Below are 15,395 nucleotides of genomic sequence, written 5' to 3'. Positions count from 1 at the left end.
TTTTTTATATTTTATCCAATTACAAAAAGCGTATTTACGTCATAATAATTCAAAAAATACACTTATTTCCGTATCTTTTAATTGTTAGATGACGAATTTACGTATATAATGGAATTAACAGCACGTATTTCTATCCATTTTACACGAAGAACAACCTGCTGAATACTATAAAATCTACTCAGGGGTGAACCCTATTGAACAAGAAAAAGCCAGTCACTCCGTTCGGATGGGCTATCAAACGAAGGCTAACCGAACTTCAGGTCGACCAGAAAACCTTTTGTGAACAACACGGCATTCCTCCTTACCGTCTATCCAACCTTATTCATGGCACACGCAAAGCAACCCGATTCAGACATCAGGTCGCTGACATTTTGAACATACCAGAGGAACTGAGATAAGAACACTTTCATCCATCATAAGGAGGACTTCTCCCATGAGACCTATTACATCCGACCTAGAAAGCCTATCATTCCAGGCCACCAAGCATCAGTTGATCATTATTGATCATCAATGGATGATACGGAGCTGCAATCGCGCCTGGCAGCACGGACTTCATAAACTTTTCTTACACGCAGCCAGCCGCCACAATCATTATCTTCACCTGATGGAAGCTTGGGCAGCACAACAGAAAAACCACTATCCAACCAAGTTCGCGAGGTATCTGAGACATAACGTTGTTCCTTTTAACAAAACCCATACATACGACATCTCTGTTACCACACCACACAATGAAGAGAAATGGTTTCGCGTAGAACTTACTCCCTTACAGGATGGGCCTGCGTTAGATACCGACCTCGCATTGGTTGCTCACACAGATATTACAGAACAGAAGCAGACAGAGCTTCAGCTGCGACAAGCCTTGACTGAAGCTCGCACCCTCCATGGACTGCTGCCTATTTGTGCCGTTTGCAAACACATCAAGGATGAATCAGACGAATGGAGCAGCGTTGAACATTATCTGGAGAAACACACTTCCGCCGAGTTTACTCATGACATCTGCCCAGAGTGTATCCGTGAGTTGTACCCCCAATACTCCAGCATTCTTGATCAGCATCACTAAACGGATATTTCTACATAAAAAACCTCCATTTGTACCAAAGGTATTCCCTGCGGCACAAATGGAGGTTTTTTGTCATCCAGAGGCAATTACGTCCCTTCCTGCCCTGACTTATTTTCGTCTTCCGTTTCAGGTTGGTAACGATAGTTTCCGGCATCTTTACTCTCTTTAAATTTGCGATAACGAGTGAACTCGATATATTCACTAATAAAAGACTGTTCTACAGTCGATAATTCACTCTCTTGGCAATTCATTTGCCGCAACACGTTAAAAAAATAATCTTCCCGCTTTTCCCGCACAATGGCTTCCTTCGATAAACGCCCAATCATTAACCAGTCCAGACTCACATCAAAAAATGAAGCAATTTCAATCAGTTTATTGGTACTTGGGATTGATTTACCACGTTTCCAGTCACCCAAATTGCCTGTGCTTATCTTCAGCTGTTCACAGAAGGCCTTCTTCGTCATCCCTCTTTCGGCAATCAGGTGTTCAATTCGCTCATAGATTGACTGCATGCAAGAACCGCCTTCCAACCGTAATAATCAACATTTTAACACAAACAACCTCCATGCTGTTTTAGCACCACTGGAGGTTTTCATCTACTCTTTCCACGAGGCATATGACACACGCGCGTCGGGAGTTCCAGAAACCATTTCACCTTTCATCCAGCTCTGACTTATTTTCGTATTCCAATTCAGGTTGGTAACGATAGTTTCCGGCATCTTTACTCTCTTTAAATTTACGATAACGAGTAAACTCGATATATTCACTAATAAAAGACTGTTCCACAGTCGATAATTCACTCTCTTGGCAATTCATTTGCCGCAACACGTTAAAAAAATAATCTTCCCGCTTTTCCCGCACAATGGCTTCCTTAGATAAACGCCCAATCATTAACCAGTCCAGACTCACATCAAAAAATGAAGCAATTTCAATCAGTTTATTGGTACTTGGGATTGATTTACCACGTTTCCAGTCACCCAAATTGCCTGTGCTTATCTTCAGCTGTTCACAGAAGGCCTTCTTCGTCATCCCTCTTTCGGCAATCAGATGTTCAATTCGCTCATAGATTGACTGCATGCAAGAACCGCCTTCCAACCGTAATAATCAACTTAAATGCCATATGATTGAATTATAGCACAATATTTCTGAATCCTCAGCCCTTTTATCCAGACGATCAGAGTCCCAAACCAAACTTGAAATAAATATAAAATATGATTATAATTACCATAATATTCATCATAAGAGTCATTATATACATTTTATATCACGCTGAATAATACATATAAAAATCTACAATATTCCTTTTTAATGACAGAGATAACCACAGTATAGATTACAAAACATCATAAACTAAAATATCATTTTGGGAGGGCACAATATGGGAGCGCTTCATCCATTAGAGATGGATTATTACTATACCCCTCAAGGAGAACCGAATTCTGAAGTACAGGCACTTGGAGACTGTTATACTCGTAATATTTTCTTCATGTTAAAGAAAGAATTAAAAAATTCAAATCTTTCTTATAAAATGTTTCTCGATGATTTTAATCTTAAGATCGTTAAAGACCTCGCGAATTACCCTTTGGACGTTAAATTAAACAACATCAAATCTCCAGAAGATTATGTAATTAAATCAAACCAACATACCTTTAACAATGATGCTCCATCCGCCATCGATAAATTAGAGACCCTTCTGGCTAACGGCGAGGTTGTGTTTGTTAACACTTTCATGAAGAAAGTCCCCTATTACAAAACATATGAATTAAATTCAGCTTATGAAACAGAAGCTGCTATTGACGGACATATATTCTTAATTCTGGGACAAACCGATACAGACTTTTATTTTTTAGATAATCACATAAACTATAATCCACAATTCTTTAAACCCTACCTCGTCAACAAAGGCATTGGCCAAGATACTAAACATTCATTTATGAATGCTTTTAATCACCAATTCAACTGTTTTACGATACACCCTAATCAAGACGAGCTCCATGATTTACCCGATAGAGTACCCAAGATTTTTAAGCAAACACTGGAAAATTATTATAAGCCCGACTCAATTGTTGATGGATATATCGAATGTTTCGGAAGATCAGCGATTTTGGAATTGAACAACCTATTGGCTAGCGGGCTCATCCCCCTTAACAGAAAGATACCTAACCGCATACATGATGCCTATTCTCTGCTTCACACAATTTTGAATCGACACTCGGACAGAAAAAAAGTACTAATATCGCTGCTAAGTTCATCCACAAACTCCAATACATTGAATGAAATTATTCAAACTACACAACAAGCCATCAAACAATGGGATCTCTTGAGAAAATACTTAACCAAACAATATTTAACAAAAAATTTTACACTCTCTCATTCGTTCGAAGAACGGATGAACAACGCACTTCTTGCAGAGGATCAGTTTTTTCAATCCATCGAAAAAAATATAGACACCTTAAATAGAATCTAGGCTACAAAATTGTCCATAAATTATTTATTTGATAAACCACTTTGACTTACATAAAAAAAAGCAAAAACCCTGGGCACCCAGAGTTTTTGCTTTTTTAATCTGATGCGGTCGAGAGGACTCGAACCTCCACGGGTATACACCCACTACCCCCTCAAGATAGCGTGTCTGCCATTCCACCACGACCGCATATAAAATTGTAAATGGTGAGCCATGAAGGACTCGAACCTTCGACACCCTGATTAAAAGTCAGGTGCTCTACCAACTGAGCTAATGGCTCTCAATGTAACTTCACCTGATGTTATGCCATGCTTCCTATCGGATGTTACAGAGCAGTGACTTTCAAAGAAATCCTTCTCAAAGGCGAATCTCTTAACGGTGAAGAATGAGGTAATACTATGACCCGTAGGGGATTCGAACCCCTGTTACCTCCGTGAAAGGGAGGTGTCTTAACCCCTTGACCAACGGGCCTTATAAACATCTTGTCTTCTTGGCGACAAGAATGAGTATACCACAGAAAAATAGAATAGTGCAATACTTTTTTTATTTTCTTTTAAAATCCAAATTTTCGCTTGTATTTACAGGTCATTTTTTATCCGATCAGTCTACATCTTGTCTGCTTATCTCTCTTCTTAATTTAAACTTTACTCTTTAAATCCAAAATCATATTCGTGTCATGACTGTACTTTAATTTTGTAAATTAATGATCAAAAAACTTACAAAAACTTATTCTCCCTTAAAATATTGCAGATCACATTATAATTACTTATAATTAAACTATAGTACAACGCACGGTCATCCATGAATATAAGGAGGCTTTACGTTTGTTTCAAGAAGAACGCATGCAACTCATCATAGAGCACCTGCGCAAACATCATCGTATCTCGGCAGAAGAGATTGTATCTTTATTTGATGTCTCACGAGATACAGCACGCCGGGATCTGATTAAACTTGAAGAACAGGAAGCCATTATTCGCACACGCGGCGGTGCAATCCTCCCCTCTCCCCCACAAGAGTTCAAGTCGTATCAAGATCGGCTGAAGTATGTATCTGAAGAAAAACGGGCCATTGGCAAACTGGCCGCGGCTCTGGTTCGTTCAGGAGAAACGATCATTTTGGATTCCTCCACAACCGTTCAATCCTGCGCAGAGAATTTGAACGGTAAATCCTGTACTGTTATTACAAATTCCATCCATTCTGCTGATTCGCTCTCCAAACACACAGCTGTCCAGATTCGACTGCTCGGGGGCCGATTAGATAAGGAACAGCGTTATGTCTATGGAACACCTGTTATTGAGACACTCTCCCACTACTATGTGGATAAAGCCTTTATTGGCATTGGTGGTTTTACGATGGATGGATTCAGTGCTTCCGAAGAAGAAGGCAAGATCAAACATCAGATGATGAAATCCGCCAAAAAGGTCATTGTGCTCGCCGATCATTCCAAGATGGGCAAACGTTACGGTTATCGTTTTGCAGATTGGTCACTGGTAGATGTATTAATTACAGATCAATGGCCGGATCAGGAATGGCTAGATTTTTTAAACGAGCAAAAGGTTGAGATTTTAATCCCCGAACCTACACAAGATAAGGAGTTGTAAAAGATATGAAATTATTTGCTACCGATCTAGATGGAACATTGTTGAATCGAGACAGCCAAATTAGCCGCGAGAACGCCGATGCCATCCAGAAGGCGCAACAGGCTGGCATGAAAGTCACCATAGCGACCGGACGCGTATATTCAGATGTTGTGGCGATCAGCCGCCAAGGGGGAATCAAAACACCAATTATCGGTTCCAACGGCGCGACCATTCATGATGAGAATGGAGAACGCTTATTCCACCTCCCTTTGGAACGCGAAACAGCCGCTTCTGTCATGCAATGGCTGGAAGATCAGCATATCTATTATGAAGCTTCAACTCAGATGGGCATCTTCGCTGCAATCAGTACGCATGAAACGATGCTCGCCGAGCTCGAACGTGTCCTAGGTTCAAAACCCGGTGAAGATATCGAGCGGATGATCCATTCAATCAAGAAACATTACACTAAAAAAGACTATCATCGTGTGAACAGCCACCTTGAAATTCCGGCAGAAGCATGCATTTACAATATTATGGCCTTCTCGATGAATCCTGAAAAAGTGCAACTCGGACGAGAATACTTCTCTTCCAGAACCGATGTTGCAATGGTTGTCTCCTTTGAGCATAATTTTGAAATGCAGCACCCGGATGTATCCAAAGGCAATGCCCTCTCCAAACTGGCGGAGCATTTGAACATTTCGATGAAAGACACAGCCGCTATCGGAGATAACTTTAATGATGTTTCCATGTTGCAAATGGCTGGGCTAGGTATCGCAATGGGCAATGCCGAACCCGAAATTCGTGCGTTGGCTAAAACGATTACACGGACCAATGTGGAGCATGGCGTCGCTCATGCGATTCATAGCCTGTTAGAAGGCAAACCGATCGCTCCAGAAGAAACGATTGTCTCGGAGGGCTAATACAAGGCCAATGAAAGGTTAATGACATTAGTGAAGTGAAAACAAGCACAGCAGTCTCCTTAACCGAGCAGCCTGTGCTTGTTTTTTTGGTTCCGCAACATGCCAAGGAGTGTAATTCTCACTCGACCTCTTATTTGGCCTCTTACTCGATCTCATCAGCCATTTATTTCTATGCCCGAAAATTCTCCCCTTGTCTCTCCCCAAGTCCGTAATAATGCCTGAAATTATAAATCAACGGATGCCATTGCTTCGGATCAATCTTATTGCTATCTGATATCAAATGAGAATGTGCATGCACCTTCACCGCTTTCACTTCTACAATCGCCATATTCGGCGTATGCTCCGGGATACGTATATATTGTACAGCCGCTTCAATCTGAAGCGGACATTCAGCTATTTTATCTGGCGCTACTTGAACTGAACTTTGAGACGTCAGACCTACTGTCCTAAATTTATCTTGGCAAAACGTATATCCCATTTGTTCTTTAACTTCTGGCACGGGAGAGCTTCCCGTCAACCGCCCCAGCGCTTCAACTTTTCCCCACATCGAGTCATCCGGCAGATTAATAACACATTCAGGATGATGACAGAGATTCTCATAAGCCTTGCCCTGTGTACCTATCCCTAGCACCAGACAATCCCCCAGCGCCCAAGAAGACGATAATGGGGAAAGATTCGTAGACCCATCTTCGTTTAAAGTACTAAGGATGATAACAGGGGTGCCATAGTATAAAATACTGGGGTTGATAATCTCGTGCTGATTCATCTGAGCCGATTGGGTCGTTTGTTTTGTGCTATACTGTTGCTTCATATCGTTGCTCACCTTATACCTCTCCTGTTCAGATAATGAATTCATAGCCAATTGTAATACAGCATTATTTCAATTATCATCGAAGTATGAATGCATATCCGAATATCACTGTTATCGCCTCACTTATTGCTGATACAAGCCGTTCTATATTTCTCTCCGCTTTGCTGGATGGAAGGGCTCTACCTGCCGGCGAGCTGGCCTATATGGCCGCGGTCAGTCCACAGACCGCAAGTAATCACCTTGCTAAACTTGTAAAGGGAGGACTATTGGAAGTAGAACAGCAAGGTCGTCATCGGTATTATCGTCTCGCGAACGAGGACATTGCGGATCTGATTGAGAAAATGGCCAGCATCGCTCCACCTGCACAGATTCGCTCATTGAAGCAATCCAATCAACTGCAACAATTAAGTTATGCTCGCACCTGTTACGGTCATCTAGCCGGGAAACTCGGGGTTTTACTCTGCGAAGCATTGCTCAAAAGAGGTTATCTGGTTGAACACAAAGAAGTGCAAGACAAGGATTATCTAATTACGGAAAAAGGATTGCAGTGGTTTAGCTCATTTGGAATTAAGCTACAATTGAAGCCAGGATCACGCCGGGCCATCGCTCGTAAATGTCTGGACTGGAGCGAACGCCGTCATCACCTGTCCGGCTTGCTTGGTGAGCAGCTCGTTCACCGATTACTTGAACTGGATTGGATTCGTCAAAAAACAGGAAGTCGCTCTGTTGAAGTGACCGAGGCTGGAAAATCAGGTTTGTACGAGCTTTTGGGGATTTCCCTGTAAACGGCTCAGATGCTAAAAAACCAAAAAATCCTCTTTACATGAAGAGTTTACTCATTCACGTAAAGAGGATTAAAAATGTAAAGTATATTCAGAACGGAGAGAGAGGGATTCGAACCCTCGCACCGCTTACGCAGTCTAACCCCTTAGCAGAGGGTCCCCTTATAGCCACTTGGGTATCTCTCCAAGAAATGGCTCCCCGAACAGGACTCGAACCTGTGACAACTCGATTAACAGTCGAGTGCTCTACCAACTGAGCTATCAGGGAAAATTAACTTGAATAACATTAATTTATCATGATTAATAATTCAAGTCAACCTGCCTTTGACTCACTTTCTACAACAGATTATTCATAGTGTACATCAGATGGTTTGAAGTGTAAGTTTGCCAGAACAACGACCGCAGCGATAACGCTTGGGATCTATTTTCCGTTTACGCAAATATTCCATCCCGCAGCTCTTGCAGACCAGCTTGTACCGATACGGCAGCGGTTTTCTGCCCTTGTCTCCGGGGAGAGACTGACAGAACCTTGAGCCACCCACTTTTTGCAAAAGCGCCTTGAATTCCGGATCTCTATGCTGGTATCCCCGCCCTCGAATATGCAGATGATAGTGGCATAATTCATGTTTGATAATTTTCTCAACCTCGTCTTTTCCGTAGACTTCTAACTGATGTGGATTTATCTCGATCCGATGGCTTTTGAGCATATATCGCCCACCTGTTGTCGTCAGACGACGGTTAAATATTGCTTCATGAGTAAACGGAACTCCGAAATGCTCCAGAGAAATCTGCTCGATCCATTGTTGCAATTCCTTATTTTCCATCATTCTCCTCTCTCTCCACCCGCTCGAGCACACTGTTTTTCCTGTACAATACTTGAATTTTAACCGTTTCGTAGGCTACACTGTCAAGTAGAATGTATGAGGGGAGATTAATACTCGTTATGCCTACAATGCGCTACGTCATCCTGCAGCAGGAACAACAATTGCAGTTTGTTGAAATGCCCGCGGACTATGCTTATCAGCTCAGCGCTCTTAATCTGCGTCTGCACAAGGAAATCGACAAACTCACGGCAACAGATGTACCCGTTCTACCCTGGGCTATTGCCGAATGTGATCATCTCGATCTGTTAAACGAAAACTTGTCCATCATTGGCGGCCTTGATTATATCAATGCCCTTGAAGCTCGTTTTGCCGCTCTGCGTGAAAGCAATTATCCTTTGATTTCCCTGCTTACCGAGATCCGGGCACTACAGGCCCAATTGGAACAATGGTATGAAGAAGAGATGGAGTAGTTCTCCTTCATAGGGAGATGACTTCGTTTTAAAAATCTACCGCAATATTGTAGTTCTTCTCTTTTGATAGGCAAAATTCATTACAATGCAAAAGGCGCACTTCCCGCACCGGGGAATGTGCTTTTTTCTTGTTTTTTCATCCTTGTTTTTTTGAGCTTGGCCCACCGCACTAACGACATCACTTCAGCCCAGCAACCTTAGTTTGTCGCCAAAAGGATGCGATTCGTTCCGGTTCAACAGATTATGATCATTTTCAATTTTCAATTGACATGGAGTTATCTCGCACAGTCCAGGCTATTGCCACATATGCTAACGTACAGATGAATTAGCAAAAGGAGGAGATTCCTTTGCCTCAATGGCTCTGCAACCAACTCATGCGAGCGTTCCACAAAAAGGACAGTCGTCAAATCAAGTTGCTGAACGAATGCTGGTACTTCTATCGCAACAAACCTGCCAGCGGTTCACAGCGCAACATGGAGAACGAAATTTAAGCCTTGTAAACCAAACCATCCCAATCCATACCATTGCACGAAAAAGGATAATACTTAACAGCAAACAGCCTTCCCCATGCGGGAAGGCTGTCCCCTTATACGTTTACACGCATATACTTTTGCGGACGTATGCTGACTTTGACATCACATCATGATGCCAGAACGATAATTCATAATTAATTTGCAGATGCAGGTTTTTTCATCGTCAGGCCAACACGACCTTTTTTCGTATCCACATTCATCACCCAGACGGTCACATTATCCCCAACGGAAACAACATCCATCGGATGTTTAACGTACCCGTTACTCAGTTGAGAGATATGGACAAGCCCATCACTCTTGATGCCGATGTCAACGAAGGCACCAAAGTCAATGACGTTGCGAACGGTACCTTGCAATTCCATACCTTCCACCAGATCTTCAATCTTGAGTACATCGGTGCGGAAAATCGGCAGCGGCATCTCTTCACGAGGGTCACGACCCGGGCGCTGTAAACTGTCCAAAATGTCACGCAGTGTAGGCACCCCGACATTCAGTTTAACGGCCAACTGTTCTGTCTGCTGTTCGGATAGAAGGACAGACAGTTCTTTGCTTCCGAGTTTGTCCAACTCGACCTGAAGCTCTTTGAAGAGCAGATCAACTACCTTATACGATTCAGGGTGGATTGGCGTACGATCCAGTGGATTTTCCCCTTCCGAGATACGCATAAAGCCTACGCATTGTTCATACGTTTTAGCACCTAAACGTGGCACTTTTTGCAACTGGCGACGGCTCGTGAAACGACCGTTCTCTTCGCGATATTTAACGATGTTTTTGGCAATGGTTGCATTAACACCGGCAACATATGACAACAAGGAAGGTGAAGCCGTATTAACATCCACGCCAACATGGTTAACTGCAGATTCTACGACAGCCTTCAAGCTCTCTTCCAGAACCTTCTGGGATACATCATGCTGGTATTGGCCGACACCAATCGCTTTTGGATCAATTTTAACGAGTTCAGCCAGCGGGTCTTGCACCCGGCGAGCAATAGAAGCAGCGCTGCGCTCGGCAACATCCAGATCCGGGAACTCCTCCTGAGCAAGCTTGGATGCAGAGTACACACTTGCACCAGCCTCGTTCACAATCAGGTAAACCAGGCTCTCGTCACCATTCTCCTGAATGATCTCGGCTACAAACTGCTCTGTTTCGCGCGAACCTGTCCCGTTACCAATAACGATCAGTCCGATATCATACTGCTTGATCATCCGGTGGAACACTTCCGCTGCTTCACGCTTCTTGTTATGAGGAGGTGTCGGGTAAGTTACAGCTACTTCGAGCAACTTCCCTGTATCGTCGACAACCGCCAGTTTACAGCCTGTCCGGTAGGCCGGATCGACACCCAATACGCGTTTTCCATGAATCGGAGGCTGTAAAAGCAGGTTACGAAGATTCGCGGAGAATACCGAAATCGCCTGATTTTCTCCTTTTTCCGTCAACTCGGCACGCACTTCGCGTTCAATGGACGGAGCAATCAACCGTTTGTACGCATCTTCAATAACGGCACGCAAAATATCTTGCACCACAGAAGCACCACGAATGATTTGGCTTTCCATATGGCGATGAGCCGGTTCGGCTTGCACGTCCAGTCCAACCTTGAGAATGCCTTCACGTTCTCCGCGGTTAATCGCAAGAATGCGGTGCGGCGGCATCTTTTTGGCTAATTCGCGATAACTGTAATAATTCTCGTATACGGACTCTTGCTCCGTATCCTTGGCTTCTGAAGTCAGCATGCCGTGATCCAGTGTATATCTGCGAATCCAGGCACGAATAGCTGCATCATCGGCAATATTTTCAGCGAGAATATCCTTAGCCCCTTGAAGAGCTGACTCTGCATCCTCTACCCCGAGTTCTGCATTGATATAACGCGCAGACTCCTGAAGTGCATCTCCTTGTTTCGGCTGTTCCCAGATCCATACGGCGAGCGGCTCCAGGCCTTTTTCCTTGGCTACACTAGCACGCGTCTTCCGTTTCTGACGATAAGGACGGTACAGATCCTCTACTTCCTGCAGCTTGACAGCTTGCGTAATGGATTTCTGCAACTCTTTGGTCAGCTTGCCCTGTTCCTCTATAATACGGATAACTTCCAGTTTACGGTCTTCCAGATTGCGCAAATACACCAGACGTTCTTCAATCTGCCGCAGCTGGTTCTCATCCAGTTCTCCAGTCATTTCTTTACGGTAGCGGGCGATAAATGGAATCGTATTGCCTTCGTCCAGAAGCTCCGATGTGGTGCGAATCTGCTTCAAGGACAGTGACAGTTCCTTGGCTACCTGTTTGATGATTCGTTCTTGGCGTTCCGCCTTTAATGTTTCTTCATTGGGTTCCAGAACCGTTTCCTGTTCAGACAAATAAATCCCTCTTTCCTTCCTGAATCGTTCATAATACTCATTTCAGGGCAGCTGTGCTGCATAATAACAGTATGGTCGATCATCCGAAGTTGATCTCAAACTTCTCAAGCTTTAAATAACACTCTACTCTATATTATCACAAAATCACGTTGAGATTTCTATCATTCCTATGGCACGTCTGTCACTTGCGTTATTGCACTCCTAAACATCCTTCCCCGTTGGACGAAAAAAAAGACCGGGAACGTCACCATGACATCCTCGGGTCTTCTTTAAAAATAACCAATTCATCTAAATCAGTTGAAAGTTTCTTTTACACGTTAACGGAGAGAACAGAAAAAACCTGGAATAGCAAAGCGCTCGCCTAAAAGCTTTCTGAAGGAAAGCTACATCGGAAGCATATGCTTATCACCGGATTTTTCACTTTAGAAAAGGGAATCAAAAAAATCTGGGGATAACAGCGAATGGAAGGTTATTCTGTCATCGGAGTGGACTGTGTAAAATCTCTAGTTCAACTGATTTAGACCCGCTCAAACCGGAACATTTCGCTCAGGTAGTCTCCAGACTCACTACCTACAGCAATACCCCCATACATCAAGGCGTCGCCTGTAAACGTCTCTGAGCCGCCTTTCAGGCGATAATCCGCATTTGGATCAAGCCCTTTCAGCTTCAGGCGTTGAAGCGGTGCATTCGGTTCAGAGAGTACACGGAAGTAGAATACAATCACTTCACTGCCATCTGGTGCAATGAACATCCATGCCGTTTCATTGCCTTCAAACGGACTGAGCAGGCGACGGAAAGTACCGTATTGTACTGTACTGCGGATTTCCTTGTATAGTTCAACCTGTGCTTTTACAATTGCATTCTCTTCGTCTGTAAACTTCGTCAGATCCAGCTCATATCCGAAGTTGCCCGACATCGCAACATGACCGCGAATCTCCAGAGAAGTGATGCGATTAACCTGATGATTTGGCACAGCCGAAATGTGTGAACCCATGGAACTTACAGGATATACAAGGCTTGTACCATATTGAATCCGCAAACGGGAGATCGCATCCGTGTTATCGCTGGTCCATGCTTGTGGCATGTAATACAGCATTCCCGGGTCAAAACGTCCGCCTCCGCCAGAGCAGCTTTCAAACAGAATATGCGGGAAGGAGGTAACAATACGCTCCATTACTTCGTACAGTCCCAGCATATAACGGTGCGCCGTTTCGCGCTGTCTGTCCGCCGGAAGCAATGCAGAGCCGACCTCTGTCATGTTCCGATTCATGTCCCACTTCACATAAGTGATCGGTGCAGAGCTTAGAACATCGGACAACATCCGAACGATCTCGTCACGCACATCCTGACGGGAGAAGTCCAGCACAAGTTGTTGTCTCCCTTCGGTACGGCGGCGATCCGGCACATGCAGACACCAGTCCGGATGCTTACGATACAGTTCACTGTCCGGGGAGATCATCTCTGGCTCGAACCACAGTCCAAACTGCATGTCCAGACCTGTGACACGGTTAGCCAAGTCATCCAGTCCCTGCGGAAGCTTGTTTTTGTCCACAATCCAGTCGCCCAACGATGAATTATCACTGTCCCGATGACCAAACCAGCCGTCATCAAGCACAAACAACTCAATGCCCAGCTTCTGCCCTGCACGTGCGATCTGCTCAATCTTATCGGCATTAAAGCCAAAATACGTTGCTTCCCAGTTGTTCACCAGCACAGGACGCTCAGCATTACGGAATTGTCCACGTGCCAGACGTTCCCGGTATAACTCATGGTAGGATTGAGACATGCCATCCAGACCCGCAGCTGAGTAGACCATAACGGTCTCAGGTGTCTGGAACGACTCCTGCGGTTCAAGCTTCCAGCTGAACTCAAACGGATTGATACCAACAGATACACGAGTGGTATAGAACTGATCCACTTCTGCCTGTGCAGTAAAGCTGCCGCTATATACTAAACTGAATCCATACACTTCGCCTTGATCTTCATCCGTTCCCGGTGTCATCAGGGCAATGAACGGATTTTGCTGGTGACTGCTGGAGCCACGGCGGCTCTCGATCCCTTGCAATCCGGAAGCGAGCGGACGACGAACAATATCCCGTTCACGAGTCCATGCACCCGACAGCTGCAGCAATTCATAATCTGCATGTGGCAGGTCTACAGAAGAGCTGAGTGCGCGCAGTACATTCACTACGTTAGCGCTCTCATTCACGATACGCATCGAGCGTGTAATGGCGTTAAAGGCAGTGAACGCGGTATACGTTAACTCAATTTTTACGCCTGACACCTGATCTTGCATTTCAATAATGAGCGTATCCGCTTCATCCTCAGATTCAACATACGTTGCCGGGAGTCCCGTTAACGCCTCTTTTCCCTTGACCAAACGATGGCCAGTATACATAAACTCGGATACCGTTGAGCCGTTCTCCAGCTCCAGTTGGATGGCCGGGTTGCGGAAATCACTCGTTCCGTAGACCGGCAGTTCCACTGGCAGGGTGTCAAACGAAATCGTACGATCCTCCGGCACCGGATTTGGACTAAAGGATGCTCTTTCCGTCCGAACATGAAGCCAGCTCAGGTCGGTATCACGCAGTTTTTTGCCATAATACAAATGCACCAAATATCCCGAAGGCAATACCTGAAATACGTAGCTCGCCTCGCGGGTCTGTAAATGAAACTGAAGTTTCTCCTGATTGATGTAAATGCTCATATGTCTCCTCCATCTATCTATATAGGTCTTTCGGGTAAACGGTTTCTCAGGTTCCATTATAACGAAAAGATCAGCATTGTTCTACGCTTTCACCAAGTCTTAGCCAAAAGAGCGCACAACACCCATATAGGTATCGTACGCTCTTAAGGTAACATTCTGAAATTGTGTGTTCCCTTCCAGGAACATCCGTTGTCAACGGACAGGCACATCAACGAATAAACTACCGTTCTGTAGCCTTAAAAATCGATTAAGCCCAGGCTGATCTGCAAGGCCTCGTTGACCAGTTTCATGGTCTCCTCGTCCAAATGCGTAATCTTGTCGGTCAGCCTCTGCTTATCAATCGTCCGAATCTGTTCGAGCAAAATTACCGAGTCCCGGTCAAAGCCATGCGCCGCCGCATCAATCTCGACGTGCGTCGGCAGCTTTGCCTTCTGAATCTGGGCGGTAATAGCCGCCACGATACAAGTTGGACTGAACCGGTTGCCGATATCGTTCTGGATGACCAGAACCGGCCTGACGCCACCTTGCTCAGAACCGACAACGGGAGAAAGATCCGCAAAAAAAACGTCACCACGTTTTACGATCACTGTCTACACCCCGCTAACTAAGCGGTCCAGAGTGCTGTCCGCATCTTCCTCCGCGTGAAAGGCTTCGGATGCCATGGTCAGGTTAATCTTCGCCATCTCCATGTACCCACGCTGCATTGATTCACGGATGTAACGTTTCTTCCGCTCCGTCAAGTACAGCTTCATTGCTTGCCTAATCAATTCGCTGCGGTTGGAATTCTCCAGCGCTACGATGCCATCCACTTCCTGCAAAAGATAATCAGGCAAACTGATCATAATCCGCTTGGTGTTCTGCAAGTTGGCCACCTTTCTTCCACCCCCACAAACCTT

16 protein-coding genes and 5 tRNA genes are annotated in these 15,395 nt (G+C 44.6%); 8 read left to right on the top strand and 13 right to left on the bottom strand.

What is annotated here, in order from left to right; genetic code table 11:
- The first annotated feature begins 194 nt into the window (after window positions 1-194).
- Window positions 195-398, top strand: coding sequence for an XRE family transcriptional regulator (locus ABIE27_RS22060; protein WP_123063298.1), 204 nt, complete (start codon window positions 195-197; stop codon window positions 396-398).
- A gap of 35 nt (window positions 399-433) precedes the next feature.
- Window positions 434-1,060, top strand: a complete 627-nt coding sequence (locus tag ABIE27_RS22055; RefSeq protein ID WP_123063297.1) for a hypothetical protein — start codon at window positions 434-436, stop codon at window positions 1,058-1,060.
- Window positions 1,061-1,146: 86 nt separating this feature from the next.
- Here ABIE27_RS22055 and ABIE27_RS22050 read toward each other — a convergent pair whose 3' ends face one another.
- Both ABIE27_RS22050 and ABIE27_RS22045 read right to left on the bottom strand, forming a co-directional pair.
- Window positions 1,147-1,572 (bottom strand): helix-turn-helix domain-containing protein, encoded by a 426-nt coding sequence (locus tag ABIE27_RS22050; protein ID WP_429351475.1) that lies wholly within the window; start codon window positions 1,570-1,572, stop codon window positions 1,147-1,149.
- Between the two features lie 139 nt (window positions 1,573-1,711).
- Window positions 1,712-2,137 (bottom strand): helix-turn-helix domain-containing protein, encoded by a 426-nt coding sequence (locus ABIE27_RS22045; RefSeq protein ID WP_123063295.1) that lies wholly within the window; start codon window positions 2,135-2,137, stop codon window positions 1,712-1,714.
- 301 nt (window positions 2,138-2,438) lie between these two features.
- Between ABIE27_RS22045 and ABIE27_RS22040 the strand changes: the two genes are divergently transcribed.
- Entirely contained in the window at window positions 2,439-3,527 is a 1,089-nt protein-coding gene (locus ABIE27_RS22040) for a hypothetical protein (RefSeq protein WP_429351474.1), read from the top strand.
- A gap of 103 nt (window positions 3,528-3,630) precedes the next feature.
- On the opposite strand, the gene ABIE27_RS22035 is transcribed toward ABIE27_RS22040, so the two are convergent.
- The 3 genes from ABIE27_RS22035 to ABIE27_RS22025 all read right to left on the bottom strand — a co-directional run bounded on the left by ABIE27_RS22035 (window position 3,631) and on the right by ABIE27_RS22025 (window position 3,995).
- A tRNA-Leu gene (locus ABIE27_RS22035) sits at window positions 3,631-3,713 on the bottom strand.
- A 15-nt stretch (window positions 3,714-3,728) separates the two neighbouring features.
- A tRNA-Lys gene (locus ABIE27_RS22030) sits at window positions 3,729-3,804 on the bottom strand.
- A 119-nt stretch (window positions 3,805-3,923) separates the two neighbouring features.
- A tRNA-Glu gene (locus ABIE27_RS22025) sits at window positions 3,924-3,995 on the bottom strand.
- A 353-nt stretch (window positions 3,996-4,348) separates the two neighbouring features.
- On the opposite strand from ABIE27_RS22025, the gene ABIE27_RS22020 reads away from it, so the two are divergent.
- Window positions 4,349-5,125: a DeoR/GlpR family DNA-binding transcription regulator gene (locus tag ABIE27_RS22020; RefSeq protein ID WP_123063293.1), complete on the top strand. Its 777-nt coding sequence runs from the start codon at window positions 4,349-4,351 to the stop codon at window positions 5,123-5,125.
- Between the two features lie 5 nt (window positions 5,126-5,130).
- Complete coding sequence (locus tag ABIE27_RS22015; RefSeq protein WP_429351473.1) at window positions 5,131-6,024, top strand: Cof-type HAD-IIB family hydrolase; 894 nt, start codon at window positions 5,131-5,133, stop codon at window positions 6,022-6,024.
- Between the two features lie 169 nt (window positions 6,025-6,193).
- Here ABIE27_RS22015 and ABIE27_RS22010 read toward each other — a convergent pair whose 3' ends face one another.
- Window positions 6,194-6,790 carry a flavin reductase family protein gene (locus ABIE27_RS22010; RefSeq protein ID WP_123063429.1) on the bottom strand — a complete coding sequence of 199 codons (597 nt, stop codon included), beginning with the start codon at window positions 6,788-6,790 and terminating at the stop codon, window positions 6,194-6,196.
- A gap of 131 nt (window positions 6,791-6,921) precedes the next feature.
- On the opposite strand from ABIE27_RS22010, the gene ABIE27_RS22005 reads away from it, so the two are divergent.
- On the top strand, window positions 6,922-7,620 hold the full coding sequence (locus tag ABIE27_RS22005) for an ArsR/SmtB family transcription factor (protein WP_429351472.1): 699 nt from the start codon (window positions 6,922-6,924) through the stop codon (window positions 7,618-7,620).
- A 94-nt stretch (window positions 7,621-7,714) separates the two neighbouring features.
- On the opposite strand, the gene ABIE27_RS22000 is transcribed toward ABIE27_RS22005, so the two are convergent.
- From ABIE27_RS22000 to ABIE27_RS21990, 3 genes are all read right to left on the bottom strand, one after another.
- Window positions 7,715-7,803: transfer RNA gene (locus tag ABIE27_RS22000), tRNA-Ser, on the bottom strand.
- Window positions 7,804-7,809: 6 nt separating this feature from the next.
- A tRNA-Asn gene (locus ABIE27_RS21995) sits at window positions 7,810-7,885 on the bottom strand.
- A 94-nt stretch (window positions 7,886-7,979) separates the two neighbouring features.
- On the bottom strand, window positions 7,980-8,441 hold the full coding sequence (locus ABIE27_RS21990; RefSeq protein WP_154958617.1) for a SprT family protein: 462 nt from the start codon (window positions 8,439-8,441) through the stop codon (window positions 7,980-7,982).
- 119 nt (window positions 8,442-8,560) lie between these two features.
- On the opposite strand from ABIE27_RS21990, the gene ABIE27_RS21985 reads away from it, so the two are divergent.
- Together ABIE27_RS21985 and cmpA are read left to right on the top strand one after the other, a co-directional pair.
- Window positions 8,561-8,911, top strand: a complete 351-nt coding sequence (locus tag ABIE27_RS21985) for a hydrolase/acyltransferase (RefSeq protein WP_123063290.1) — start codon at window positions 8,561-8,563, stop codon at window positions 8,909-8,911.
- A gap of 347 nt (window positions 8,912-9,258) precedes the next feature.
- Window positions 9,259-9,402, top strand: coding sequence for a cortex morphogenetic protein CmpA (cmpA, locus tag ABIE27_RS21980; RefSeq protein ID WP_123063289.1), 144 nt, complete (start codon window positions 9,259-9,261; stop codon window positions 9,400-9,402).
- Between the two features lie 176 nt (window positions 9,403-9,578).
- Here the strand turns inward: cmpA and ABIE27_RS21975 are convergent, their stop codons facing one another.
- From ABIE27_RS21975 to ABIE27_RS21960, 4 genes are all read right to left on the bottom strand, one after another.
- Window positions 9,579-11,792 carry a Tex family protein gene (locus tag ABIE27_RS21975; RefSeq protein ID WP_123063288.1) on the bottom strand — a complete coding sequence of 738 codons (2,214 nt, stop codon included), beginning with the start codon at window positions 11,790-11,792 and terminating at the stop codon, window positions 9,579-9,581.
- A gap of 517 nt (window positions 11,793-12,309) precedes the next feature.
- Window positions 12,310-14,499 (bottom strand): alpha-galactosidase, encoded by a 2,190-nt coding sequence (locus tag ABIE27_RS21970; RefSeq protein WP_123063287.1) that lies wholly within the window; start codon window positions 14,497-14,499, stop codon window positions 12,310-12,312.
- A gap of 236 nt (window positions 14,500-14,735) precedes the next feature.
- Window positions 14,736-15,086: a type II toxin-antitoxin system PemK/MazF family toxin gene (locus tag ABIE27_RS21965; RefSeq protein ID WP_024630714.1), complete on the bottom strand. Its 351-nt coding sequence runs from the start codon at window positions 15,084-15,086 to the stop codon at window positions 14,736-14,738.
- A gap of 3 nt (window positions 15,087-15,089) precedes the next feature.
- Window positions 15,090-15,371: a CopG family ribbon-helix-helix protein gene (locus tag ABIE27_RS21960; RefSeq protein WP_024630715.1), complete on the bottom strand. Its 282-nt coding sequence runs from the start codon at window positions 15,369-15,371 to the stop codon at window positions 15,090-15,092.
- Window positions 15,372-15,395: the final 24 nt, after the last annotated feature.

It is taken from the genome of Paenibacillus sp. 4624 (genome assembly GCF_050435065.1).
Taxonomy (GTDB): domain Bacteria; phylum Bacillota; class Bacilli; order Paenibacillales; family Paenibacillaceae; genus Paenibacillus; species Paenibacillus amylolyticus_D.
Note: the sequence above shows the minus strand (reverse complement) of the source record. Positions and strands in the feature narration are given on the sequence as shown.

Bases quoted from the DNA above. Each gene is read 5' to 3' on its own strand.
- ABIE27_RS22055 (WP_123063297.1), top strand. From the start codon at position 434: ATGAGACCTATTACATCCGACCTAGAAAGCCTATCATTCCAGGCCACC.
- ABIE27_RS22050 (WP_429351475.1), bottom strand. From the start codon at position 1,572: ATGCAGTCAATCTATGAGCGAATTGAACACCTGATTGCCGAAAGAGGG.
- ABIE27_RS22045 (WP_123063295.1), bottom strand. From the start codon at position 2,137: ATGCAGTCAATCTATGAGCGAATTGAACATCTGATTGCCGAAAGAGGG.
- ABIE27_RS22040 (WP_429351474.1), top strand. From the start codon at position 2,439: ATGGGAGCGCTTCATCCATTAGAGATGGATTATTACTATACCCCTCAA.
- ABIE27_RS22015 (WP_429351473.1), top strand. From the start codon at position 5,131: ATGAAATTATTTGCTACCGATCTAGATGGAACATTGTTGAATCGAGAC.
- ABIE27_RS22010 (WP_123063429.1), bottom strand. From the start codon at position 6,790: ATGAATCAGCACGAGATTATCAACCCCAGTATTTTATACTATGGCACC.
- ABIE27_RS22005 (WP_429351472.1), top strand. From the start codon at position 6,922: ATGAATGCATATCCGAATATCACTGTTATCGCCTCACTTATTGCTGAT.
- ABIE27_RS21990 (WP_154958617.1), bottom strand. From the start codon at position 8,441: ATGGAAAATAAGGAATTGCAACAATGGATCGAGCAGATTTCTCTGGAG.
- ABIE27_RS21985 (WP_123063290.1), top strand. From the start codon at position 8,561: ATGCCTACAATGCGCTACGTCATCCTGCAGCAGGAACAACAATTGCAG.
- ABIE27_RS21970 (WP_123063287.1), bottom strand. From the start codon at position 14,499: ATGAGCATTTACATCAATCAGGAGAAACTTCAGTTTCATTTACAGACC.